Source organism: Xanthomonas sp. NCPPB 4467, assembly GCF_041475665.2.
Lineage (GTDB): Bacteria > Pseudomonadota > Gammaproteobacteria > Xanthomonadales > Xanthomonadaceae > Xanthomonas > Xanthomonas dyei.
Genome location: NZ_CM191260.1, coordinates 4,770,819 through 4,794,470, shown reverse-complemented (window position 1 = coordinate 4,794,470; position 23,652 = coordinate 4,770,819). Strand labels below are relative to the sequence as shown.

At 65.7% G+C, this 23,652-nt stretch carries 24 protein-coding genes; 8 read left to right on the top strand and 16 right to left on the bottom strand.

Features of this window, described 5'->3' with window-relative positions; translation table 11 throughout:
• The first annotated feature begins 298 nt into the window (after positions 1 to 298).
• Both yedA and rarD read left to right on the top strand, forming a co-directional pair.
• The gene (yedA, locus tag ACCQ06_RS21070; protein WP_228323274.1) at positions 299 to 1,195 is read left to right on the top strand and encodes a drug/metabolite exporter YedA; all 897 of its coding nucleotides are present in this window, start codon (positions 299 to 301) and stop codon (positions 1,193 to 1,195) included.
• The gene (gene rarD / locus ACCQ06_RS21065) at positions 1,192 to 2,109 is read left to right on the top strand and encodes an EamA family transporter RarD (protein WP_228323273.1); all 918 of its coding nucleotides are present in this window, start codon (positions 1,192 to 1,194) and stop codon (positions 2,107 to 2,109) included. The genes yedA and rarD overlap by 4 nt, the downstream gene beginning before the upstream one ends.
• A 46-nt stretch (positions 2,110 to 2,155) precedes the next feature.
• Here rarD and ACCQ06_RS21060 read toward each other — a convergent pair whose 3' ends face one another.
• The 5 genes from ACCQ06_RS21060 to ACCQ06_RS21040 form a co-directional block, all read right to left on the bottom strand.
• Positions 2,156 to 3,271, bottom strand: coding sequence for an alpha/beta fold hydrolase (locus tag ACCQ06_RS21060; RefSeq protein WP_228323272.1), 1,116 nt, complete (start codon positions 3,269 to 3,271; stop codon positions 2,156 to 2,158).
• A gap of 172 nt (positions 3,272 to 3,443) precedes the next feature.
• Positions 3,444 to 4,769, bottom strand: coding sequence for an ABC transporter permease (locus ACCQ06_RS21055; RefSeq protein WP_316689024.1), 1,326 nt, complete (start codon positions 4,767 to 4,769; stop codon positions 3,444 to 3,446).
• 7 nt (positions 4,770 to 4,776) lie between these two features.
• Positions 4,777 to 5,937, bottom strand: a complete 1,161-nt coding sequence (locus ACCQ06_RS21050) for an ABC transporter permease (RefSeq protein WP_316689022.1) — start codon at positions 5,935 to 5,937, stop codon at positions 4,777 to 4,779.
• A gap of 12 nt (positions 5,938 to 5,949) precedes the next feature.
• Positions 5,950 to 6,639: an ABC transporter ATP-binding protein gene (locus tag ACCQ06_RS21045; RefSeq protein ID WP_228323269.1), complete on the bottom strand. Its 690-nt coding sequence runs from the start codon at positions 6,637 to 6,639 to the stop codon at positions 5,950 to 5,952.
• 371 nt (positions 6,640 to 7,010) lie between these two features.
• Complete coding sequence (locus ACCQ06_RS21040) at positions 7,011 to 8,255, bottom strand: efflux RND transporter periplasmic adaptor subunit (RefSeq protein WP_316689020.1); 1,245 nt, start codon at positions 8,253 to 8,255, stop codon at positions 7,011 to 7,013.
• A gap of 435 nt (positions 8,256 to 8,690) precedes the next feature.
• On the opposite strand from ACCQ06_RS21040, the gene ACCQ06_RS21035 reads away from it, so the two are divergent.
• The 3 genes from ACCQ06_RS21035 (at position 8,691) to ACCQ06_RS21025 (ending at position 11,697) form a co-directional block, all read left to right on the top strand.
• The gene (locus ACCQ06_RS21035) at positions 8,691 to 9,884 is read left to right on the top strand and encodes a sensor histidine kinase (protein ID WP_228323267.1); all 1,194 of its coding nucleotides are present in this window, start codon (positions 8,691 to 8,693) and stop codon (positions 9,882 to 9,884) included.
• An 88-nt stretch (positions 9,885 to 9,972) separates the two neighbouring features.
• Entirely contained in the window at positions 9,973 to 10,575 is a 603-nt protein-coding gene (locus ACCQ06_RS21030; protein WP_316689018.1) for a response regulator, read from the top strand.
• A 351-nt stretch (positions 10,576 to 10,926) separates the two neighbouring features.
• Complete coding sequence (locus tag ACCQ06_RS21025; protein WP_316689017.1) at positions 10,927 to 11,697, top strand: ThuA domain-containing protein; 771 nt, start codon at positions 10,927 to 10,929, stop codon at positions 11,695 to 11,697.
• Here the strand turns inward: ACCQ06_RS21025 and ACCQ06_RS21020 are convergent.
• From ACCQ06_RS21020 to ACCQ06_RS21010, 3 genes are all read right to left on the bottom strand, one after another.
• The gene (locus tag ACCQ06_RS21020) at positions 11,694 to 11,999 is read right to left on the bottom strand and encodes a hypothetical protein (RefSeq protein ID WP_316689016.1); all 306 of its coding nucleotides are present in this window, start codon (positions 11,997 to 11,999) and stop codon (positions 11,694 to 11,696) included. The two genes, ACCQ06_RS21025 and ACCQ06_RS21020, sit on opposite strands and share 4 nt — an antisense overlap.
• 180 nt (positions 12,000 to 12,179) lie before the next feature.
• Positions 12,180 to 12,713 carry a cytochrome b gene (locus tag ACCQ06_RS21015; RefSeq protein ID WP_316689015.1) on the bottom strand — a complete coding sequence of 178 codons (534 nt, stop codon included), beginning with the start codon at positions 12,711 to 12,713 and terminating at the stop codon, positions 12,180 to 12,182.
• Positions 12,710 to 13,807, bottom strand: a complete 1,098-nt coding sequence (locus ACCQ06_RS21010) for a catalase family peroxidase (protein WP_228323264.1) — start codon at positions 13,805 to 13,807, stop codon at positions 12,710 to 12,712. Before ACCQ06_RS21010 ends, ACCQ06_RS21015 begins: the two co-directional genes overlap by 4 nt.
• 163 nt (positions 13,808 to 13,970) lie before the next feature.
• Here ACCQ06_RS21010 and ACCQ06_RS21005 point away from each other — a divergent pair, with 163 nt between their 5' ends.
• The gene (locus tag ACCQ06_RS21005; RefSeq protein WP_228323263.1) at positions 13,971 to 14,486 is read left to right on the top strand and encodes an RNA polymerase sigma factor; all 516 of its coding nucleotides are present in this window, start codon (positions 13,971 to 13,973) and stop codon (positions 14,484 to 14,486) included.
• Entirely contained in the window at positions 14,483 to 15,238 is a 756-nt protein-coding gene (locus ACCQ06_RS21000; protein WP_104614826.1) for an anti-sigma factor family protein, read from the top strand. The genes ACCQ06_RS21005 and ACCQ06_RS21000 overlap by 4 nt, the downstream gene beginning before the upstream one ends.
• Before the next feature lie 56 nt (positions 15,239 to 15,294).
• Here the strand turns inward: ACCQ06_RS21000 and ACCQ06_RS20995 are convergent, their stop codons facing one another.
• The 7 genes from ACCQ06_RS20995 to ACCQ06_RS20965 form a co-directional block, all read right to left on the bottom strand.
• The gene (locus ACCQ06_RS20995) at positions 15,295 to 16,665 is read right to left on the bottom strand and encodes a leucyl aminopeptidase family protein (RefSeq protein WP_228323262.1); all 1,371 of its coding nucleotides are present in this window, start codon (positions 16,663 to 16,665) and stop codon (positions 15,295 to 15,297) included.
• Positions 16,666 to 16,703: 38 nt separating this feature from the next.
• Entirely contained in the window at positions 16,704 to 17,441 is a 738-nt protein-coding gene (locus tag ACCQ06_RS20990; protein WP_104614827.1) for an HAD family hydrolase, read from the bottom strand.
• Positions 17,442 to 17,527: 86 nt separating this feature from the next.
• Complete coding sequence (locus ACCQ06_RS20985; protein ID WP_228323261.1) at positions 17,528 to 18,634, bottom strand: AI-2E family transporter; 1,107 nt, start codon at positions 18,632 to 18,634, stop codon at positions 17,528 to 17,530.
• Positions 18,635 to 18,803: 169 nt separating this feature from the next.
• Positions 18,804 to 19,187, bottom strand: a complete 384-nt coding sequence (locus ACCQ06_RS20980; protein ID WP_104614829.1) for a hypothetical protein — start codon at positions 19,185 to 19,187, stop codon at positions 18,804 to 18,806.
• Positions 19,184 to 19,669: a hypothetical protein gene (locus ACCQ06_RS20975; protein ID WP_104614830.1), complete on the bottom strand. Its 486-nt coding sequence runs from the start codon at positions 19,667 to 19,669 to the stop codon at positions 19,184 to 19,186. The genes ACCQ06_RS20980 and ACCQ06_RS20975 overlap by 4 nt, the downstream gene beginning before the upstream one ends.
• A 3-nt stretch (positions 19,670 to 19,672) precedes the next feature.
• Positions 19,673 to 20,035, bottom strand: a complete 363-nt coding sequence (locus ACCQ06_RS20970) for a hypothetical protein (RefSeq protein ID WP_046965216.1) — start codon at positions 20,033 to 20,035, stop codon at positions 19,673 to 19,675.
• A 116-nt stretch (positions 20,036 to 20,151) separates the two neighbouring features.
• Positions 20,152 to 21,588 (bottom strand): Do family serine endopeptidase, encoded by a 1,437-nt coding sequence (locus tag ACCQ06_RS20965; RefSeq protein WP_316689011.1) that lies wholly within the window; start codon positions 21,586 to 21,588, stop codon positions 20,152 to 20,154.
• 243 nt (positions 21,589 to 21,831) lie between these two features.
• On the opposite strand from ACCQ06_RS20965, the gene ACCQ06_RS20960 reads away from it, so the two are divergent.
• Positions 21,832 to 22,698, top strand: a complete 867-nt coding sequence (locus tag ACCQ06_RS20960) for a histidine biosynthesis protein HisIE (RefSeq protein ID WP_316689010.1) — start codon at positions 21,832 to 21,834, stop codon at positions 22,696 to 22,698.
• Between the two features lie 238 nt (positions 22,699 to 22,936).
• Here ACCQ06_RS20960 and ACCQ06_RS20955 read toward each other — a convergent pair whose 3' ends face one another.
• Positions 22,937 to 23,599, bottom strand: a complete 663-nt coding sequence (locus tag ACCQ06_RS20955; protein ID WP_228323258.1) for a DUF3313 domain-containing protein — start codon at positions 23,597 to 23,599, stop codon at positions 22,937 to 22,939.
• Between the last annotated feature and the right edge of the window lie 53 nt (positions 23,600 to 23,652).

Below are 23,652 nucleotides of genomic sequence, written 5' to 3'. Positions count from 1 at the left end.
ACGCCTTGACGCGACCAGCAGCGACTGCGCGAACAGTAGACGCACGCGCCCGGCGGCCGGCATCGGCATGGCTGCGCGTAGGCTGCACTTGCTTTGCATGGTCCACATCGCGCCTTTCAGCCGCTCTTGCGTCGCGGCCAAACAGACGCAGCCGTGCGCATCATCGACACGCCAGCGCTGGCGTGGTGGTGCACGCCGTCCAGGCGCCTGATGCCTGCCTGCCAGGTGTGGTCAGCCGTTTTGGGGCTTGTGCAGGTGCTCTAGAATGACCGCTTCCGCTGCACTTGGCCCTGTTCCGATGTCTTCCTCTCACGACGCTGCAGCGCCTGCGCGCAGCGGGTTGGTCGCTCTCGCGTTGCTGCTGGTCTATGTGGTCTGGGGCTCGACCTATCTGGCGATCCGGTTTGCGCTGGAAGGCGGCGCGCAGCCGCTGACGATGGTGTCCGGCGCGCGCTTCATCATCGCCGGCAGCGTGCTCTACAGCGTGTTGCGTTGGCGCGGCGTGGCGGCACCGACGCGTGCGCAATGGAAGAACGTGGCCTTGATGGGCGCGGCCTTGTTGCTGCTGGGCAACGGCATGGTGGTGCTGGCAGAGCGCAGCGTGTCTTCGGGCTTGGCGGCCACGTCGGTAGCGTCGGTGCCGCTGTGGATGGCGTTGTTCGGCGCGTTGCGCGGGCAGCATGCCAGCGGCGGCGAATGGCTGGGCATCGTGATCGGATTTCTGGGCGTGGTGTGGCTCAACGCCGGCAGCAGTCTCACCGCAACGCCGGGGGGATTGGTGTTGTTGCTGATCGCGCCGATCGGCTGGGCATTCGGCTCGGTGTGGTCGCGTGGACGCGATCTGCCATCGCCCTTCATGACTGCTGCCGGGCAAATGCTGTGCGGCGGTGTGCTGCTGGTGAGCACCGGCCTGCTGATCGGCGAGCGCCCGCAGGCCTGGCCAACACCGCATGGCCTGATGGCGGTGGCGTACCTGTGCGTATTCGGCTCGATCGTGGCGTTCACTGCGTATGTGTGGCTGCTGCATCACGTCCGCCCGGCGCTGGCCGGCAGCTATGCCTACGTCAATCCGGTGATTGCGGTGGCGCTGGGGGCGTGGCTGGGGCATGAGCACTTCACCGCGCACGACATTGGCGCGATGGCGGTGATTCTGGGCGGCGTGCTGGTGGTCACCCTGGCCAAGGCGCGGCGATGAGCGCGCCCGTGCCGGTGTCGGCGGTGGAGGCGCGGCGTGGTCTGTCGATGACCGCCGCGAGCTTTGTGATCTGGGGTCTGGTGCCGCTGTATTGGCATCTGCTCAAGGCGGTGCCATCGCTGCAGATCATTGCGCACCGCATCGTGTGGAGCGCGCTGCTGGTGGTGGCGTGGCTGGTGGCGACCTCGGGCCTGCGTTGGTGGCGCACGATCGCCGCGCAGCCGCGCGCGTTGTGGATGCTGGCTGGCAGCAGCGTGGCGATCGCCTTCAATTGGGGCCTGTACATCTGGGCGATCAACGCCGGGCATGTGATCGAAGCCAGCCTGGGCTACTTCATCAATCCATTGCTGAGCGTGTTGCTGGGCGTGCTGGTGCTGAAAGAGCGCCTGCGCGGCATCCAGTGGCTGGCGGTGGCGTGCGCCGCAATCGGTGTGCTGTGGTTGACCATCGATGCCGGTGCGCCGCCGTGGATTGCGTTGGGGCTGGCGGTTTCGTTCGGTATGTATGGCCTGCTGCGCAAGCTGGTGGCGGTGGATGCGGTCGCCGGCCTGGGCGTGGAAAGCGTGTATCTGTTCGTGCCGGCGCTGCTGCTGGCGGGATGGGGCGAGCAGGGCCACGGCGGCGCGTTCCTGAGCGGCTGGGAGTTGCGCACCGATCTGCTGCTGATCTTCGGCGGCGTAGTGACGGCGGTGCCGCTGATCGGGTTTGCCTATGGCGTGCGGCGGATCCCGCTGTCGCTGGTGGGCATCCTGCAATACATCGGGCCGAGCCTGCAGCTGTTGCTGGGCGTGTGGTTCTTCCATGAGCCGTTCGATCAGGGGCGTGCGATCGGATTCGCTGCGATCTGGGTCGGGCTGCTGCTGTTTGTCGGCGACAGCGTGCTGCGCGCGCGGCAGCCGGTGGCGGTGCGCTGAGCGCGTGCCGGCTGCGTCCTGTGCGAAGGACGCAGCGAATGCTCGATCAGCTACTTGGTACCGGCATCGGCAACGCGACCGCCAGCGTGGAGGCCGGCAGTGCCTGCGGAGCGGGGCAGTGGCCGGGGCTGTGTTGAACCTGCGCCAGCCAGTGGTCGATCGGTGTGCCCAGCAGGTCCAGCCGCAACGGCAGGCTGAGATGGTTTTCGCCGCGCAACTCGACGTAATGCGCGCGTGTGCTGGCCAGCGCCAAAGTGCGGCCATGCGCCACCGGAATGTGCTGATCGGCATCGCCATGCAGCAACAACACGCAGCTGCGCGTGTCGGCCAGCGCCTGCGCCACATCGACATGGTCCAGATCCAGCTTGAGCTGGCTGTCGGCGGCGGCGATCACCGCATCGAGATTCTGGTCGGCATAGCGCCAGCGTGCGTACGCCGCCACCGCATGCCCGCGCCAGCCACTGGGCTGGCTGGTGAGCAGGTGCGGCACCATGTCGCGGATGCCGCGCCCGGCATTGGCGAAGGATTCCATCGCCACCACGCCGGCCACGCGCGGGCCGAGTTTGTCGGCGGTGAACAGCGCAGTGGCCGCGCCATAGGAAATGCCGAACAGATACAGCGGCCCGTGGATTTCGCCGCGCGGCTGCAGTGCGTTGATGACATCGATCACGTCGTCGGACTCGCGCGTGCCGTAGCCCGACGGCCCACCGCCGGAATGGCCGTGGTTGCGCAGATCGATGGTGATCACCCGGTAGCCTGCCTGTGCCAATTCCAGCGACCACGGCAGCAGCGAATCGCCATCCATCATCCAGCCGTGCAGCAACACCACGGTGCCGCGTGGCGTCGGCGGCGGTACGCGGGGCACGCTGAAGCTGAAGTCCACATCCAGCGCATGCGCCGGGTCGTTGCGCTGACCCAGGTAGCGGTAGTGCATTGCGTATTGGCCTGGGTCGATCGCACGCCAGAAAATCGGCACCGCATCGCGCGTGACCACATGGCCGCTGCGGTTGGGTACCGTGGCGATGGTGGCGGCGATGCGTTCTTCGTCCAGCAACGGCGACACGCCACCGGGCGCGACCAGGCGCTCGCTGAGCGAGGTGGAGGACGAAGAACAGCCGGCCAGCCACAGGCAGGCGCAGGCCAGCAGAAACAGGCGCGTCATGGCAGCACATCGTTGGATCAAACGGCCGAGCAGGCTACGGCCTGTCCGGCGCGCGCATCTACCGCACTGCGGTGACAAAACGATGACAGCCTGCAATACATTCAGCCGCAGTAGCGCACTTGCTCCGCTTTGGCTGTCACGAATCCCGATTCCCGGCTGGCCAAGGCCCGCGCTACACCTCGCGCAATGCGGTGGTGATCGGCAACCGCGCCGCGCGCAATGCCGGGAACAGCCCGCCGACCAGGCCAATGCCCAGCGCCCACTTCAACCCGCTCCACAGCAGCTCCGGCGACACCTTGAACTGGAACACCACCTGGCTGAAGTTGTTGCCCAGCGTGGAGACGGTGTAGCCGTTGAACACCGCCCAGGCGATCAGCCCACCGAGCAGCCCACCCAGCAGCGCCAGCAGCATGGTTTCCAGCATCAGCGCCATGATCACCGGCGTGCCGCGAAACCCGATCGCCCGCATCGTGGCGATCTCACGCGCCCGCGTGGCCACCGCCGCATACATGGTGTTGAGCGCACCGAACACCGCGCCCACCGCCATGATCGCGCCGATCACCGTGCCCAGGATGCTGATCAGGCGGTTCAACCCGCCGCCTTGCTTGCCGTAATACGCGCGGGTGGTTTCCACATCCAGCTTGAGCCGCGGGTCGGCCGCCATGGCCGTCTTGAACTGATCAAAGCCCGCCTTGCCAGCGGTGCGCACGCTGATCGACTGGTACGCGCGGCGGTTGTAGGTGGTGGCCAGCGTCTGCGCATCGGTCCACATCTCCGAATCGTGCGCATCGCCGGAGGCGAACACGCCCACCACCGTCCATTGCTGGCTGCCCAGGGTCAGCGTCTTGCCCAGCTCCAGGCCGCGGAACTGATTCAACGCACCTTTGCCGACCACCATTTCGCGCAGGCCGGTGGTGAAGCGGCGGCCCTGCACGATCTTGACCTTGTCATGCACGCCCCAGGCCTGCTCGCCCACGCCACGCAATTGCGCATTGACATCGGTGCCATCGGAGCGCGAAGCGATGTTGACCACTTGCGACAACTCCGGCGACACCATCGGGCGCCCGTTGGCATCGGTGGCGATCCCCGGCAGGCTGCCGATCAGCGGCACCAGGTCGCGGGTGATCACCGAGTTGGTCTCCGCCTGCGAGCCGCCACGCAAGACAATGGCGGTGGTGTCGTCGCCGGTGCTGTTGAGCGTGGCCTGGAAACCCTGGCCCATCGCCAGCATCGCCACCAGCACGCCGACCACGCCGGCAATGCCGACCACGATCACCGAGGTGGAGCCCCAGCGTTGCGGCAGGATGGCGATGCCGATGCGCGCGGCGGCCAGCGACAGGCGGCCACTGCGCGTGACCACCAACCACAGCGCCAGCAGCACCGCGATCGGCAGCAACCACATCCACGGCAGTGCGATCCACAGCCCCAGGCCGAGTGCCAGCAGCACCACGGACAACACGGTGACGCCACGATCTTTCCATTTGCGTTGCATGTGCATGCTCCTGTCAGCGGCCGGCGAGGGCATCGACGATCTTCAAGCGCTGCGCGCGTAACGCCGGCAGCACACCCACCACGATGCCGATGCCGGCCATCAAGCCGAACGCCACCAGCCAGGTCTGCAACGGCACGGTCTGGGTCGGCATCAGCCCGCCGCTGCGCGCGGATACCGCCGGGATGACCAATTCCGCCAAGCCCATGCCGATCAACCCGCCCAGGCCGATCAACAACACCGATTCGATCATCACCAGGCTCAGCACCGTGCGGTCCTGAAAGCCCAGCGTCTTGAGCGTTGCCAACTCCGGAATGCGCTCGCGCACCGCCTGCGCCATGGTGTTGCCGGTGAGCAGCAACAGGGTGAAAAACACCGCGGCCATGATCGAGGTGACGATAAGCCCGATATCGGCGAACTGCTTGACGAAGGCCTGCTGAAACGCCGATTCGGTTTGCGACTTGGTTTCGTGATCGGAGTTGGCCGACAGCGCATCGATGGCCTGCGCCACGCGCGAGGCCTGGTCGGGGTTGCTCAGGGTCACCGTCAACCAGCTCACCTGATTCTTGATGTAGTCGTTGGATTCGTCGAAGTATTTCCAGTTCATCATCAACTGGCGTTCCTGATTGGCCGCCACGGTGCGATCCTTCATCCGATAGATGCCGACCAGCTGCAACGGCCAGTCGTTGCTGCCGCCCCGCGGAAAGATGGTGGCCTGCAGCGGGATGGTGTCGCCGATCTTCCAGCCGAATTGCTTGGCCAGGGTTTCGCCGACCACCGCGCCGGTGCGCGTGGTCTGGAGGGCCTTGAGCTGCTCCTTGGGGAGCGCGTATTCGCTGTAGACGTCGAAAAAGTTCGGCGCCACCGAAAAGTTGGGAAAGAAATTCTTCGGGTCGCGGTAGATGCCGCCGAACCACATGGCCGAGGTCACATCGCGCACGCCCGGCACGCTGCGCACCTGCGCTTCCAGGCGGATCGGCAGCGATTGGGTGATCGACAGGCGCGAGGCCACCACCAGGCGATTCACCCCGCTGACGCTGCCGCCGGAGGTAAACGCCACACGCACCGAATCCAGCATGCCGAACAATAAGAACGCAGCCACCACCGACAATAGCGTCAGCAAGGTCCGTGTCTTGCTGCGAAATAATTGCGCCCACACCAGCGAGAAATACTTCATGGCAGCGCTCCCTTAGAGCGCGAGTGGCGCGTCGGCCAGCTCGCCCTTGTCCAGATGGATGGTGTGCGTGGCGTACTCGGCGGCCTTGGGGTCGTGGGTGACCATCACGATGGTCTTGCCGTGTTCGCGATTGAGTTCCTGCAGCAGGCGCAGGATTTCTTCGGCGTTGTGGCGGTCAAGATCGCCGGTGGGTTCGTCGCAGATCAAAAAATTGGGATCGGACACGATGGCGCGCGCAATCGCCACGCGCTGCTGCTGGCCGCCGGACAACTCGCTGGGCTTGTGGTTGCGGCGTTCCTGCAGGCCTACCAGGGTCAAGGCGATCTCCGCATTGCGCTTGCGCTGCGCGGCGTTGAGCGAGGTCAGCAGCAGCGGTAATTCCACATTCTTTTGCGCGGTGAGCATCGGCATCAGGTTGTAGAACTGAAATACGAAGCCGACGTGGTGGCTGCGCCAGGTAGCGAGCTGCCCACCGCTCATGCGGTCGATGCGCTCGCCCTCGATTTCGATCTCGCCACCGCTGGGGCTGTCCAGCCCGCCGATCAGATTGAGCAAGGTGGTCTTGCCCGAACCGGACGGGCCCATCAACGCGACGAAATCGCCGGCGGCAATGTCCAGATCGATGCCGTGCAGCACCTGCACCTGCTCCGGGCCGCGTTGGTAGGTCTTGGTGATGTTGCGCAAGCTGACGAGAGCGGTCATGGCGACTCCTGATGATGCAATGGGATAAGGAAGCGATGCGGCACAACAACTGCGATTGCGTGAGCGACGATGCGAGGCACGACGACGGTGAAGCGATCCAGCAGCAGCGTGGTGCTGTGCGGTGTGCGCGGAGAGCCAGCCGGATCGCCGTGTGCCGCACTCGCGCGACTCCCCGTGTTTGATGCCGTTCGAGGCCCCCTCAAACAGCACATAACACCTGCTGTAAGCGGATGGGCTGGATCGCCTTCCGCTCTCTAACGACGATATTTCATTGCAACAAGCCCATCCCGATGCAGCGTGATGCTGGCAACACCGATGCCGCGCACTACAGGCGATACCGCGGAACGGCGTTGTGCGTGCCGGGCCAGCCGTTACTGCGCAGCATCGGCATCCGCTTCGGCCACGATGTCGCCATCCTTCAGGGGCGTTGGGGGGTTCACCACCACGCTGTCGCCTGCACTCAACCCCGAGACCACCTGGCGATCCTCGCCCATCGTCATGCCGGTGGTGACGGCGCGCTCGCTGACCGCATTGCGCTCGCCGATCACGAAGGCCACGGTGCGCGTGTCGCGTTCCACCAACGCCGCTGCCGGCACGCGCACGCCTTGCGGCTTGGCCGCTTCCTGCGGTTTGGCCTGTTCCAGAAAACTCACCCGCACGCCCATTTCCGGCACGATGCGCGGGTCCTTGACCTTGAGCGCCACCCGCACCTTCACCGTCGCCTTGCCGCGGTCGGCGGTGGGGATGATGGCGATCACTTCGCCGGGAATCTTCCACTCCGGGTAGGCGTTGAGCACCGCTTCCACCGGCATCTGCGGTTGCACCCGGCCGATATAGGACTCGCCGACTTCCACCTCGATTTCCAGCGATTCCATATCGACGATGGTGCCGATGCCGGTGCGGGTGAAGCCACCACCGGCAGACAGTGGCGAGACGATTTCGCCCGGCTGCGCCGCCTTGGCGGTGACCACACCGGCAAACGGTGCGCGCACCACGTTGAAGTCCGAGCGGATGCCGGCAATGGCCAGTTGATCGGAGGCCACCTGCACGTTGCGCTGTGCGTTCTGCAACTGCGCGCGCAATGCGTCGCGTTGTGCGGTGGCTTGTTCGTACTGCGAGCGCGATACCAGTTGTGCGCCCACCAGCGATTGCAGGCGCGTGGCATCGGCATTGGCCACGGCCAGTTGCGCCTGGATGTTGTCGACCTGGCTGCGCGCGGCCGACACCTGCGATGCAGACAGCGTGCGCTGCGCATCGGCATCCAACGGGTCCAGCGTGGCCATCACCTGGCCCTGTTCGACGCGCATGCCTTCTTCGATCATCACCTCGCGCACCTTGCCGGTGACCTGCGCCGACACCGTGGCCATGCGCCGCGCCACCACATAACCCGAAGCATCCAGCACCGAGGCGCTGCTGCTGCCGGCGCTGATCGCCACCACCGGCGCGGTCTGCACCTTGATCACCGGTGTGCGGGTGAACCACCACGCGGCCGCAACGAGCACGATGACAATGACGACGGCGGCAATGATCCAGCCGGTGCGGCGCACGGGCGGCGGCGTGGCAGGACGCTGGCGGTCGATGCGGAGTTGCTTGAGCAGATCGGCGGATGTGTTCATCGATAACCAGGACAGAAGGCTGCGCAGAATGTGACTGCCTGCAGGGCGCGCCGCAAGCTGCCGGAAGTCACCAACTGCAGCGAGGCGACCAACGGTCGGCCGGTGCGGTGCAACTGCAAGGTGCTGCGCAGCATGCGACCAAGGCCGCCGTATCGACCAGTGACAGCTGTCACCTGCACGCCATGACAGGCGCAACTGTGCGTATCGGCGGCAAGCGACCACGCTTGCGCCACCGCCTGATTGCCGAAATCCCCATGCGCTGTCTCCGCCAATCCGACCTCGACGTCCCTGCTGCCGCACCATCACATCGCATGCCATCCACTAGCGGCGGTGACCCGCATGCATGAGGCCGCTCGTCCGCCGCGACCTGCCACGTGGCGTGCCCAGGCGAACCCGGCAGTGGCAGAATCCGCTCACTCCTACGGATCCATCCCGATGCACCTGACTCTCCCGGCCTGGCTTCGTCCGGCCGCAAATTCGCAAGTGGCCGCGCGCCTGGCGCAGGGCCAATCGCCATGGATGGATGCGGTGCATCTGCTGTGGTCGGCCTGGGTGTTTGTGGTGCCGGTGTTTTCTTCGCGTGGGTACGACAGCACCTGGTGGCTGTGCACGCTGTTGTCGTATCCGATCTTCCTGCTGCTGTACGCACGCATGTTGCTGGCACCGCGCGGCACCCTGTACCGCTATGCCTGGGCGATGGGCGTGCTCAGTGCCGCGCTGCTGCCGATATACGCCTCGGGTATCAGCTATTTCGTATTTGCCTGCCTGAGTCTGCGCCCGTCCACGCGGTACGCGTTGTGGCGGCACTTCGCCATGCTGTTGCTGATGAACGCGCTGTACCTGGGCTGGGCGCGTTGGCTCGGGCTGGGCTGGCAGTCGTTGGTGTGGTTGCCGGTGTCGGTGCTGGGCATGGCGGGGGTCGGCGCGGTGTACAGCATCAACGAGCGCAAGGACGCGCTGCTGCGGTTATCGCAAGACGAAGTCCGCCGCCTGGCCGCCACCGCCGAACGCGAACGCATCGGCCGCGATCTGCACGACTTGCTGGGCCATACCTTGTCGCTGGTGGCGCTCAAATCCGATCTGGCCGCACGCCTGATCGAGCGCGACCCGCAGGCCGCACGGAGCGAGATCGATGCGGTGGCGCAGATCTCGCGCGACGCACTGGCGCAGGTGCGGCGCGCGGTCACCGGCATCCGCGCCGCCGGGCTGGTGGCCGAGCTGGCATCGGCCAAGGTGTTGCTGGACATGGACGGCATCGCGCTGGAGCACACGCTGGAGGCGCTGCCGCTGCCGCCCGAACACGAAACCGCGTTGGCGCTGGTGGTGCGCGAGGCGGCCACCAACGTGCAGCGCCACGCGCAGGCACGGCGGGTGCGGGTGAGCCTGCGTGCACACGGGCAACAGGCACTGCTGGAAATCACCGACGACGGCCGTGGTGGGGTGGTCGTGCCCGGCAACGGCCTGGACGGCATGCGCGCACGCGTGCAGAGCCTGGGTGGTGCGTTGGAGGTGGAGGCGTTGCCGCGCGGCATGCGTCTGCGTGCCAGCGTGCCATTGCCGCAGTCGGGGCCGGAGCCGGAGCCGGCAAGTCCGCCGTTGTCGGCGCCGCTGATGCCGCAACCGCGCTGAGCGCTCCTGGCTGGCGCAGCGCTACCATGCACGTGATGGGTCAGCGCTGTTATCGTGCTCAGCCGTTGCACACAGACGAGCGCGCGCGATGATCCGGGTGTTGTTGGCCGAAGACCAGGCACTGCTGCGCGGCGCCTTGGTGGCCCTGCTGGGACTGGAAGACGACATCGAGGTGGTCGGCAGCGCCGGCGATGGCGAAGCCGCCTGGCGCGAGCTGCAGCGGCTGCAGCCGGATGTGCTGGTCACCGATATCGAGATGCCCGGGTTGAGCGGCCTGGAACTGGCGCAGCGCATCCAGCGCCTGGCGTTGCCGGTGCGGGTGATGATCGTCACCACGTTTGCGCGCCCGGGCTTTTTGCGGCGCGCGCTGGATGCCGGCGTGGCGGGGTATCTGCTCAAGGATGCGCCGGCCGAACAATTGGTCAGCGCGCTGCGTCAGGTGCATCGCGGCGGCCGGGTAATCGACCCGCAACTGGCGATGGATGCCTGGGTGGAAGCGGACCCGTTGAGCGAGCGCGAACGCACCGTGCTGCGGCTGGCCGGCGAAGGCCGCTCGGCCAGCGAGATCGCGCAACAGTTGCAGCTCTCGCACGGCACCGTGCGCAATTGCCTGTCCGAATGCATCGGCAAGTTGGGCGTGTCCAATCGCATCGAAGCGTATCGACTGGCGCGGCAGAAAGGCTGGTTGTAAGTGCCTGCAGGCGGTGCTGTGTGTGATCGCTACTGACGCGTTTCAGCTTGCGCCAATCGAACGCCGCTGATCGCAAAGCGGGCGCGGCCGGGGCGTTCAATCGTCAGAGCTCATGCGAACGGTTGGTGGTTTCACTGCAGCCATGCATGGCGTGTGCACGCGCGCGGCATCTTGTAAGCAAGCGCACTGCGACGTTGCACGTCGTGCGTGCTTTGCAATCGCTTCGATACGCGACGGTTTGCATCGGTCATGCGCTGCGGAAAGATCAACAGCTATTCCAACTGCGTGCGAAGGCATGCCGTCGCCGCGCAGGTACACTGCGCAGCGATCGTCGTCATCGCGAGTAACTGCATGAAATCTGTGTGGCTGTTGGGCTTGCTGCTGATCTGCGCATTCAATGCATCGGCCGAGCAATTCAAGATTCTGGTGGCGGCCATTCCCAACCAGTATCACCACGATTACATCCCGGTGGCCAAGCCGCAGTTCGAAGCGATGGCACGCAAGCAGTATGTCGAGCTGGTGTGGGCGTGGAATGCCAAGGCCTTCGATGGGGACCTCTCGCAATACGCCGCCATCGTGCTGCTCAATACTCCGGCCACGGATCTGGATCCGGCCCAGCGCGCCAACTTCCAAAAGTACGTGCGCAACGGCGGTGGCGTGGTCGCGGTGCACAAGGCGTTTGCGATCAAGCGCGGCGAGTGGGAGTGGTACGACCATCTGATCGGCCGCTCGTTCCGCACCCACCCGTATATGCAAACGGCGATGGTCGATGTGGTGGACGCAAACTTCCCCGCTACCGCCGGCCTGCCCAAGCGCTGGGTGTGGAGCGACGAATGGTACGAATACGACCCGCCCTACAGCGACGATCTGGTCACGCTACTCACGGTGGATGAAACCAGCTACGACCCCACGCTGATCTGGCCGGGCCAGGTCGCCAAGGGCATGGGCAAACAGCACCCGGTGGCGTGGTACCACCACTTCGAAGGTGGCCGCGTCTTCGCCACCGCCTTGGGCCATCTGGCCGAGGCCTACAACGATCCGCGCTATCTGGAGCATCTGTACGGCGGCATTTATTGGGCAGCGACGGGCAAGGGCATCGAAGCAGCCTCCGTAGAGGACTAGCTAAAAGCTCCGTTCATAAAAGCTATTCCTACCAGTAGAAGAACGCCATTCGAACACCAGAACCACATGCTTGCGGCTTTTATCCGCTCATCCTTATCGCCCTTGCCAAATGCGTATTTGGTGACAGTTGCAACGCTGAAGATCAGGCTGAAAAATGAGAATGGAAACGAGAAAAGCACCAACCAGGGAGCGCCGATCCAATAGTCCGAATGCCCGTCCTTGGGCGCGTTTGCCATGACTAGCAGGGTCGCCAAGATGCTGGGCCAGAAGCCTGTAAGTAAAACAAAAAGAGTTTTCAGCATGACATGCTTCCGTGCTATTCAAACATGGTGCCGTCGAAGGCGTGCAACGCGCCGAGTATAGCTATTTAGCGAACTCGGCAGTGAGTTGATGCATTTGCTGGGTGTTTCTGTCTAGTCGTCCTTGCCAGGCAGCCGCGAGCGCTTCTGATTGCTGTTGGTGATGTTGATGTTGATGCAGTGCTATTGCTCCCCGCGCGCCATGCTGGAAAACACGCCGTCGCGGCGCACCCATGCATGGAACAGCGCTGCGCTCAGATGAACAAGAACCGTGGCGAACAACAGATACGCCAACCAGCCATGCGCACTGCGTAGCCACGCGTACAGCGCTGGGTCGTGCGGGACGATCGCCGGCAAGTTCGCGCCGGGCCACAGCACGATCGGGTAGCCGCCGGCCGAGAGCATCGCCCAGCCGATCAGCGGCATGCCCAGCATCAAGGCATACAACAGCCAATGCGAGGCGATCGCGGCGGCTTTCTGCCAGGCAGGCAGATCCGCAGGCAAGGCCGGCGGCCGATGGCGCAGGCGGTTGATCAGGCGCAGCACCGCCAGGATCAGGATCGCGATACCCAGTGGGCGATGCAGATCGATCAACCACGGCCGCTGCGTCACCGAGGCCACCATACCCACGCCGACAAACAGCATGGTCAGGATCATCGCGGCCATCAGCCAGTGCAGCACGCGCGCGGGCAGGTTGAAGTGGGTGTGGCGGCTCATTGATGTGCTCCCTGGCCGGTAGCGGCGTTGCCCGTGCCGTTGGCGATCTCGTGCTCGCGGCGGTTGAACGATTGCGAATACACCGAGGAGCGTGCCGCCAGAATCGGATCGTTGGAAGCCGCGATGCCCTTGGGCAGGATCAGCGGGTCGTAATTCAGATCGCGGCATGGGCCGGTGGCTTGCGGTTGCGCGCGGTCCAGCGACAGCGTGCCGGCCACGATCTGTTTACGACTGGCTGGCCAGGGCTGCGAGGGGTCATCCACCGGGTCGCCCGGCTCGGCCACGGTCAGCACCATGTCCCAACGCAGCGGCCCCTGCGCCAGGCGCGTGTCCAGGTCGGTGGCCAAAAAATCGCCATCGGCCTGTTTGCGCTGTTCGGCGCTCAATTCCTTGAACGGCGTATGCGGGCGCATCGACCAACGGATGTAGCGTTCGCGTCCATCGGCGGCGATCGCGCGGAACGTGTTGACGCCGTTGTACTGCGTATTGGCCCAACTGTCCGACCACGGCGCGGTCTTGGCCCACTGCTGAAACTTTGCGGCCTCCGGATATTGCTTGCCGAAGGCGGCCAGTTTTTCCGGGTCCGGTTTGCCGGTGGCCGGGTCCGGCTTGGAGGCCACATTCAAGGCCTGGAAGCCGGCAGGCGTGGCCACCACGAAGAACGGAAAGCTGTTCATTGCGGTGCGCCATTCCTGGCCGTCGTCGCTGCGCAACAGCAGCGCCATGCTGCGCACGCGCGCCGCACCATCGGCACCGTGCGGGTCGCCACCGCCGATCGACATGCGCCCCAGCACCGGCGTGCTGGCCTGGCTGAAGATGCGCGCCGACGACACCCAGGTCGCCTTGCCGCTGGATTGGAACTGCCCGCTCACGCACACGCCCTTGCTATGCGCGCGGCGAAAGCCCGGATGCGGCGGCCCGCTGGATTCGATGGTATCGGTCATGCGCGCGGCGGTGAGCCGGTCGCTGCCAATCCAGCCGGCTGTCCAGGCAAACGCGATGGCGATGCCACCGGCAATCGCGGCGATGCCCAGCAACGGCGCCACGCGAACGTGTCTCTGCTGTGGCGGTGGGGAAGGAGGTGGCAAGGTCATGGCTGGCTCCAGTGGTCGGTGCGGTGAGTGGTCGATGCAGTGAGACGACGGGCAGGCCGACTTATTCCCGTCGTCGCCCAGGGCGGTGCGGCACGCGCATCAATCGTGGGAATAGTCCACGCTCCAGCGCGTCTAACGTGTGATGCCACCGCCGAACCTGCCAATGGATGCTCTGGACGATGACCAACTGCGTGCCGTGCTGCCGGCGCTGCGTCGCTTTGCGCACTCGCTGAGCGGCGAGCCCGCCAGCGCCGACGACCTGGTGCAGGCCACGCTGGAACGTGCGCTGCGGCGTTGGCGCACCCGCCACAGCGCCGAGGCGCTGCAGCCGTGGCTGTTCGCCATCCTGTACCGGCAGTTTCTGGACGGGCAGCGTCGCGCCGCGCGCTGGCAGCGCGTGGTGGGCCTGTTCGCACCGCAGCAGCCCAGCCAGTCCGCATCGGCCGAGCAGGTGCACGACGGCCGCGCCATGCTGGCCAGCCTGGCGTTGTTGCCGCCGCAACAGCGCGCCTTGCTGCTGCTGGTCAGCGTGGAGGGTTTCAGCTACCGCGAGGTGGCCGACACCCTCGGCATCCCGATCGGCACGGTGATGTCGCGGCTGTCGCGTGCGCGCGAACGCCTGCGCGCCTTGAACGAAGGTCACGTGAACCACGCACCTGCCTTGAGGATCCTGAAATGACCAGCACACCGCCGCCTGACGAACACGCATTGCACGCCTATGTCGATGGCCGCCTGGCGCCGGAGCAGCGTGCAGCGGTGGCAGCCTGGTTGCAGACGCATCCCGCGCAGGCCGCGCGCGTGGCCGGCTGGAAACGCGACGCCGAAGCGCTGCGCGCCGCCTACGCCGGCCTGGAACCGGAGATGGCCACGGTGACGCTGACGCCTGCAGCGATACGCCGTGGCCTGCAGCAACGCCGCCGGGCCATGTCCGCCATTGCCGCCAGTTGCGTGCTGGCGCTTGGCCTGGGCACCGGCCTGGGCTGGCAATTGCGCGAGAGCCGGCTCGCCAGCCAGCGCGTGCCGATGGCCGATGCCGTGGCCGCGTATCGCCTGTTTGCCGACGCCGACGCGCATCAAGGCGTTGCGTTGGATGTGCAGCGCCGTGCGGAGTTGGAGCCGTGGTTACGCACGCATTTCGGCAGCGCCGGTGTGGTGCCGGATCTGCGCGCGCAGGGCTATACGCTGCGCGGCGGGCAGCTGCTTTCCACACCGGAAGGCGCGGCAGCGATACTGCTCTACAGCGATGCCGACGGCGCGCGGATCGGCCTGTATCTGCGTCCGCGCAGCGGGCCGATGCCCACCGGCGAGCGTCGCGATGGCCGTCTACTGGCGCAGTACTGGGCCGAAGGCGAGACCGCGTTTGCGCTGGTCGGCCCGGCCACGCAGACACGTATGCGCACGATCGCGCCGTTGTTGCGCAATAAGGGATGACCGGCGCGAGGTGAGGCGCGCGGTGATCGCAGGCGCGTGTTGCCTGGTCGGCTAACTCAGCCGCCGTAACGCCCCTGCAGCATCGCAAACGCCGAGCGCAGCGCCAGGGCTTCGCCGCCAGCGGGGCGGCCGGGGCGGTCGCTGTCGTTCCAGGCGTAGACGTCCAGGTGCGCCCACTGCTGCCCCGGCGCCACGAAGCGCTCCAGATACAGCGCGGCGGTGACCGCACCGGCCATGCGCGAGCCGGCGTTGGCCATGTCGGCCACGTGGCTGTTGAGATAGCGCAGGTAGGGGCGCCACAGCGGCATGCGCCAGACCGGGTCGCGGGTCTGCTCGCCGGCGCTGATCCAGGCCTGCGCCAACGCATCGTCGTTGGCGAACAAGGCCGGCAGATCCGGGCCCAGCGCGATGCGCGCGGCACCGGTGAGGGTGGCGAAATCCAGGATCAGGTCCGGGCGTTGTTCGGTGGCATAACTGAGCGCATCGCACAGCACCAGGCGGCCTTCGGCATCGGTGTTGTCCACTTCCACCGTGACCCCGGCGCGCGTGGTGATGACCTCGCCCGGGCGGAACGCATCCGGGCCGACCGCGTTTTCCACCGCAGCGATCAACAGCGTCAGCCGCACCGGCAACTGCTGCGCCATGACCAGCCCGGCCAGCGCCAGCGCATGCGCCGCGCCGCCCATGTCCTTTTTCATGTTGCGCATGCCATCGGCCGGCTTGAGATCCAGCCCGCCGGTGTCGAAGCACACGCCTTTGCCGACCAGCACCAGATGCGGATGCGCGGCATCGCCCCATTGCAGCTGGATCAGCCGCGGCGCGCGATGCGAGGCGCGGCCGACCGCATGGATGGTGGGGAAGTTCTGCGCCAGCAACCCATCGCCCACGATCGCCTCGACCTGCGCGCCATGCGCCTGCGCCACTGCGCGGGTGGCATCTTCCAGCTGCTGCGGGCCCATGTCTTCGGTCGGCGTATTGACCCAGTCGCGTACCTGCAGGCACGCCGCGATCAGGGCGCGCGTGGCCGCCGAGGGCGCGGCCGCCAACTCGGCCGGCGCACGCGGCACCTTGCGATACCGCGCGAAGCGATAGGCGCCCAACCCCCAGCCCAGATGCAGCAACGCCAGTTCGGCATCGCTCAGGCTGTTGGCCAGCGTCCAGCGGCTGGCCGGCGGCAGCGCCATCGGTGCGTGCGCGTAGGCATACGCATCGGCGCGGTCGCCCACGCCCACGATCGCACCGGCCAGGCCTTGCTCGCCGGGCAGCAACAACACGCTACCGGGGGCGGCATCGAAGCGCTGCGCCTGCGCCCAGGACAACACTCGCGTGGGCTGCTCGGCGCACCAGCGCGCAAAGCCCTCGCGGTCGAGCACATACAGCGGCAACGCGGCGGCGGCGGGATCGGTAAAACCGGTGAGGTGCGACATGGACATCCTTCAATGGCGGTGTGCGCCGTCGGTTGAACTCAGGCGGGAATGCAGATGCCGTCGCGCGCGGCGCCCGGGTGCGGTTGCTGCGCGTCCAGCCAGTCGGCCAGCCCGGTCATGCTGTCGAACTCCAGGTCTGGCTGCTGGGTCGGATGCGACCACTCCGCGCCGTCGCGATTGATCCAGCATGCACGCAGGCCGGCATCCAGCGCGCCCAGCACGTCCATTCGCACGTGGTCGCCTACATGCAGCACCTGTGCGGGCGGCACGTCCAGACGCGCGCATGCAGCCAGAAAGATGCTCGCCTCCGGCTTGGCGCTGCCGTGTTCGCGCGCGCCCAGCTGAAACGCGAAGTGGTGCATCAGCCCGATGCGCTGCAGATCGGCATTGCCATTGCTGAGCGCGGCCACCGGCACATGCGCGGCGATGCGTGCCAGCGCGTCCAGCGCATCCGGATAGCATTCCACCTGGTTGCGCGCGGCATAGAACACTTCGTAGGCAGGTTCCACCAGCGCCAGATCGCCGCCGCTCTCGCGCAAGGCCATTTCCAGCGTCAACCGGCGTAGCGCACTGAGGTCGTGATGCAGCTGCGGATTGTCGGCAAAGCTGCGCTCACGCAGCTCGCGCATCGCCTCCACCGGGAACCGCTCGGCGGTGACCGGGCTGTGCTCGCGCATCCAGTCGTACAGCACCTGATCGATGCGCGCACCGATCGGCGCGAAGGGCCACAACGTGTCGTCGAGGTCGAGAGTGATGGCGCTGATGTGGAAGCTCATCGCGAGATTGTAATGCCGGGAATGGGGAGTCGGGAATCGACAATGGATACAGCGGCGCCTCGGCTCTCGCGATTCCCGATTCCCGGCTACTCAAGCAGCCTGGCCCAGCGCTGCATGCCTTCGACCCGGCTCAGCACCATCTTGATGCACACCAGCAGCGGCACCGCGAGCAGCAGGCCCACCATGCCCCACAGCCAGCCGAACAGCATCAGCGCCAGGATCAGCATCAATGGCGAGATCGCCATGCGCCGGCCCAGCACGATCGGAGTGACCACCTGGCCTTCGATGGTATGCAGCGCCAGATACAGGATCGCCGGCAGCATCGCTGACAATGGGGTGTGGAATTCCACAAAGCCCATCAACAGCATCAGCATCACACCGATTAGCGGGCCCACATACGGCGCAAAATTCAGCAGCGCCACCACTGTGCCCCAGAGCAGGGCCTCGGGCAGCGGAATCTGCAGCACGTACAAAATGCCTGCAAAAACCAGCCCGACCAGCGTATTGATCACGCTGATGGTGAGCACATACCGCGAGACCTCGCGCTCGATGTCCAGCATGATCTCGGTGGTGAAGCGTTGTTGCTGTCGATTGGGCAACAACGCAATCGCGTGCCGTTGCAGGCTTTCGCCATAGACCATGAAAAAGAACGTCAGCAGCACCACGGCCAGTACCGAGGCAGCCAGCTTGGGTGTGCGCACCAGCGCCTTGTACGGGTCGTCCATTTGCGTGCGCACGATCTGCACACCGCGTTGGCCTTCGCCACCGGCGGCACGCGCAAAGTTCTCCGCAGCCTGGTTGGCCTGCATCACCGGCTTGGTGAAATCGCGCACATCGCGCGCGATCTGGCGCATCTGGCGCGGCGCCTGCTGCACCCATTCGGCGGCAGGGCCGGCCAATTGCGCCGCCAACGTGACGGTGCCGGCCAGGCCCAGGCAGAGCACCAGCAAAGCGCCGAGAAAGCGCGGGATGTACAGCTTGCGCAGTCCGCGCAGGATGGGGTTGCCGATCAGTGCGAAGAATGCCGCCAGCATGACCGGCAGGATGATCGTCTGCGCCGCCCATAAGGTGTAACCGACAGCAAGTGTTGCCAGCACCACCAACGAAGCTGGTGCGCGCGGACGCGGTGCCGGAGGCGGCGGAAGCGGATCTGCCGGAATGGCAGCATCCAAAGACTCAACGGAGATAGACATGCGCGCCCTGACAGCAAACTGGCGTGCTGCCAGCGGTGGGCCATTATCGGCACAATACGTCAACGGCGCGCACAGAGCCTGTGCGTGCGGTGTCAGTGCAAGGACAGGTGGCTGGCGGTCTCGACCATGACAAACAGCGGCGCATTAGCGCCACATACAGCTGCAACTATCAGGCGGCACGCTCGGTGGGCACCTGCACCACGGTGACAGTCGGTTCGGCCGCCACTTCTTCGGCATTGTCAGCTGCACGCTCGGCCTGCTCGGAGGCTTCCTGCGCGCGGTGCGCCGTAAACAACGCAGAGATCGTGCTGATCATCTGCAACATCTTGGGAATGCCGCCCAGCTTGCCGGCGATACTGCCCAGCGCGGCCTGCGGTTCGTTGCGGCCGGTCACAAAGCCCAGCCCGAAGCCGATCATCATGATGCGTGCCGGCGACCAGCCCGCACGCCAGGTCTGGCGCAGTTCGCCCCAGTGCGTGCGCGTCTCCTGCGCGCGCCCTTCCACCAACACTTCGGCGCGTTCCACGCGCTGACGCAAGCTGCCGAACTTCATGAGTTGCCTCCACTGGCAGGCGCTGCGGCGGTGTCGTCATCGCTGGAATCGTCGAAGATGCCCAACTTGACCAACTGACGCCGCGTTGCATTCATGCCGGTGTGATCGAAGTAGAAGAACACCCGCCATGCCGCGATACCGGTGATCAGCAGACTGGCCAACGCTGTAAAAAACATCGCTTGAAACCACGACAACCCGGCGCGCTGCAGCAAGGCGATGATGGCGCCGGCCAGCAACAACCATGACGACGCGCCGAACACGACGGCCACGCATGCCCACGCCAGGCCACGCCCGAATGCACTGCGTGCCAGCCTCAGGTCGGCCGAGACCAGCCGGCGCAATGCGCGACTGGTCTCGTGAGCCGAGCCCAGCGTTGCACGGCCGGCAGCGCCGACCGCACGTACGCTTTCGTCCAGTCCCGGTGTCTCCGGATGCGCCTCAGGCGCGCCGGAACCGGCAGCTGTAGAAGCCTGATCGCTCACGACTTAGTTATCGTTGCTACGCGCAAGCTTGGCGATGACCCAGCCGGCGGCAAACGCAACGCCGAATGCGGCAAGCGGACGCTCGCGGATCAGGTCGGTGGCGCTGTCGAGCAGGTCGTTGCCCTTGGCAACCAGCACGTCCATCTGTTCCTTGGCAGCGGCGCCGCCAAATTCCGCAGCCGCCATGCCGGCCAGTGCGGTGTCTGACAGTTCGGCCTTGACGTTGGCACGACCGAGCTTGAGCTCGTCGCCCGCAGCGCTGGTGGCGCCCTTGACGGCTTCACCGGCGGCGCTGGCGGCCGACTTCAGGTGGGTGCCGGCTTCGCTCAGGTTTTCCTTCAGCTGATCGGTGTTGGTGGGGCTCATGCGATATCTCCTTCGGTGATTGAGGGCAGCCGCCACTCACGTGCGGTCGTGCAGTAGCAATAGCATCGGGGGGGTGTAGGAGGCGTTAGTGGGAACAGCGTGCAGTGCACGGCGCGTCAACGCATCAGCGCATCGTACTGCGCGTTGCCGCGCAGGATGCGCACCACCAGCTGTTGCGGTTTGCGTTGGAAATTGGCGCGCCAGCTGGCCAGATCCGCGAACTCGCCCACGCTGCTGGCCACGATCACATCGCCGGACACCAGGCCATTGGCCGCCGCGCGTCCGCCGCGTTTGACCTCGCTGACCATGACGCCGGTAATGCCGGACTGACGCAGCGACTCGGGCAGGTCCGCAAAGGTGGCGCCGCCCAGCCGTGGGTCCAGCATGTCGCCGGTGACTGCGCGGTCCTGTTCCTTCAAGGTGGCCTTGAGCTTGAGCGGCTTGCCGTCGCGACGGATGTCCAGCGTCACCGCACTGCCAACCGCCTGCAGGCCTTCGTAGTTGTGCAGCGCCTCGGCGCTGTCCACGCGTTGATCGTTGGCAGCCACCACCACGTCGCCCGGTTGCACGCCGGCCGCCGCCGCCGCCGAGCCTGGCAACACGCGCGTCACCAGCGCACCGCGCAGCGAGTCCACACCCAGGCCCTGCAGCATCTGCTGGGTGAGGTTCTGGGTTTCCAGGCCGAGCGTGCCGCGCACCACCACGCCCTTGGTTACCAGTTGCTCGACCACGTTGCGCGCGAGGTTGGAGGGAATCGCCAGACCCAGGCCGATATTGCCGGCCATGCTGCCCTGCGGATTGAAGCTGGCGGTGTTGATGCCCACCAGCTGGCCTTGCAGGTTGACCAGCGCACCGCCGGAATTGCCGGGGTTGATCGAAGCATCGGTCTGGATGAAGTTCTGGTAGCCCAAGCCGCGAATACCGCTACGCCCCACCGCCGACACGATGCCGGAGGTGACGGTCTGGGTGAAGCCGAACGGGTTGCCGATCGCCACCACAAAGTCGCCCACGCGCAAGGCGTTGCTGTCGGCCAGCTTGATGTCGGTGAGCTTGTCGGCCTTGATGCGGATCAGCGCGATGTCGGTGTCGGCATCGGACCCGATGAAGTCGGCCTTGACCGTGCGCCCGTCGCCGAGCGTCACCTGCACGTCGTCGGCATTTTCGATGACGTGATGGTTGGTCAGCACATAGCCTTTTTGCGCATCGATGATGACGCCCGAGCCCAGCGATTCGTTGATGCGGTCCTGCGGAATCTCCGGGAACAACCGGCGCAGGATCGGGTCGTTGAAGAACGGGTTGCGCACGCGCACCACCTGCTTGGTGTTGACGCTCACCACCGCCGGCATCGCCTGCTGCAGCATCGGCGCCAGCGAGGGCACCGGTTGCCCGGCAACCGCAGACGGTAACGCGGCAGCAGCCGGCAGGGTGAAGTTGGTGGCGCCGGCTGGCGTGGCTTCGGCGCGGTTGTCCAGCCACGCGTTGATGCCGGTGGCAGCAAAACCGCCGAAGGCGGCGGCCAGGGAGAGCGTCAGCAAGGTGGGAAGCGGTCGCATGGAACGGATTCCGGGTTACGCGGTGGGAAGAGGAATAGGGTGTCTGGCTGCGTAAATCAAGCTGAACGAGAGTGCCAGCCAGCAATTTAACTGCCGGTGAAAGAGTCGCGCATCCCTTGCCACCATTGCGTTGACAGCCCGCCGAGCCGGGCGTAGCGTCCGCTTGTTCCGATGCCTGTTCAGCAGATGCATGCCGTCGCGCATCGCCCGCGTTTACCGCACTGATGCCCTTAAGGAGGGTCTATGAGCAACGGCAATGGTGTAACCGCAACCCTGTCTGACGCCGTCGATAGCGTCAAGAGCACCGCAACTGAACTGACCGATACCATCGCCAGCACCACCAGCGAGGCGGTGACCAATGTGCAGGAAGCCGCAGGCGTGGCCGTGGCAGAGGTCAAGACGCGCGTTGCCAAGGCCCGCAAGGCGGTGGTCAAGGCGGAGAAGAACGTGGTTGCCAAGGCGGGCGAGGCGGCGACTGCGGTCAAGCGCAGCGTGGCCAAGACCAAGCGCTCATTGACCGCGACCAAGGACGCTGCAAAAGACAAGCTGACCGCCACCAAGGATGCTGCCAAGCAGAAGCTGCTCTCCACCAAGGATGCGGCCAAGCACAAACTGACGGCGACCAAGGACGCAGCCAAGCAGAAGTTGAGCAGCACCAGCGCCGCGGCCAAGAAAAAGATCTCCGATACCAAGGCCAACACCAAGCAGAAGCTGGAAACCGCCAAGGCCAACGCCAAGGCCGAAGCCGCCGCACTGAGCGCCAAGACCGCCGCCAAGAGCGCGGCGCGCAAGACCGCCGCCAAGAGCGCGGCGCGCAAGACCGCCGTGGCAACGGTGAGCGCGCGCACGGCCGCGAAGAAAGCCGCGGCCAAATCGGCGTCGCTCAAGAAGTCGGTCGCCAAAGGCATCGCCAAGAAAGCGCCGGCCGCCAAGCAGGCCGCGACCAAACAAGCTGCAGTGAAGAAGGTCCCGCTGAAAAAGGCCGTGACCAAGACTGCGTTGAAGAAGGCGGCCAAGGTCACCAAGACGCCTGCAACGCGCGCCGTGGCCAAGACCACTGCTGCCCGCAAGGCGGTGGGCAAAAAGGCCGTCAAGCGCGTCACACGCTGACGGTTGAGGGCGCATTGCGTGGCGCCGCTCGTGCTGGAGGCGCAGATGTGCGCCGCACGTTGAGAAGTACGTAGACGTTGAAACGTATCGAGAGAGGCCGACGCTGCCGTACAGCGTCGGCCTTTTTCATGCGTTTGCGCTGCTCCAACTGCACGAGGCTATGCACGCACCCTCATCCGCCCCTGTGGGGCACTTTCTCCCGATGGGAGAAAGGACGTGCCTAGGCTTCGTCTAGCACCTACTCGATCCCGTCAACCAGCTGCTCGGCGCCCTTGCGAATTCCCGCCTTCGCCGCGTCATACGCGCCCAGGCTGGCCTTGATGTTCATTGCGCTGGGATATTGCTTCTCGACATACGCGGCGAGCAGGCGATCGCTTTGCGCATCGAAGATCTCCACCGCATAGCTGACCGAGCCGGAAAATGCGCCCTGCTTGCCGCGTGCGGCCTGTACCGCGTTGTACGAACCGCCGCCTATGTCCACCTTCATGATGGTGCCCAACACGCGCTTGCTGGGCTTGGCGCCGGTCAGGGTGATGCGGACGCGCAAGGTCTCGCGATCAGCCGACGTCGTCGGGCGCCAGCGCCGCGCAATGGCGTTGCCGAACTCCTGCTGCATGACGTCGGCCAGCATGCGTTTGTCCTGCTCTGGCACGTTCTCGAACTGCGCATCCGGTCCGCGGTAAATGGCGACCGGCTCGATGATGGCTGCGCGGTAGTGCGTCCAATCCACATCGCTGTGATACGCGTACGGCATGCGGTCGCCGCGGCTGCCATCATGCGGGCGCAAGTAACTGGACGACGGCAACTGGCGATACGGCATGGGGCCGGTGCTGGCGCAGCCGATCAGGGTGATGCCGATAACGGCAAGCGTGCAGCAACGGGCGACGAAACGGACGGGCATGACAGGGGCCTGTAAGAAACGAAACGGTTGTGGGAAAGAGCAAGCGCGCAAAT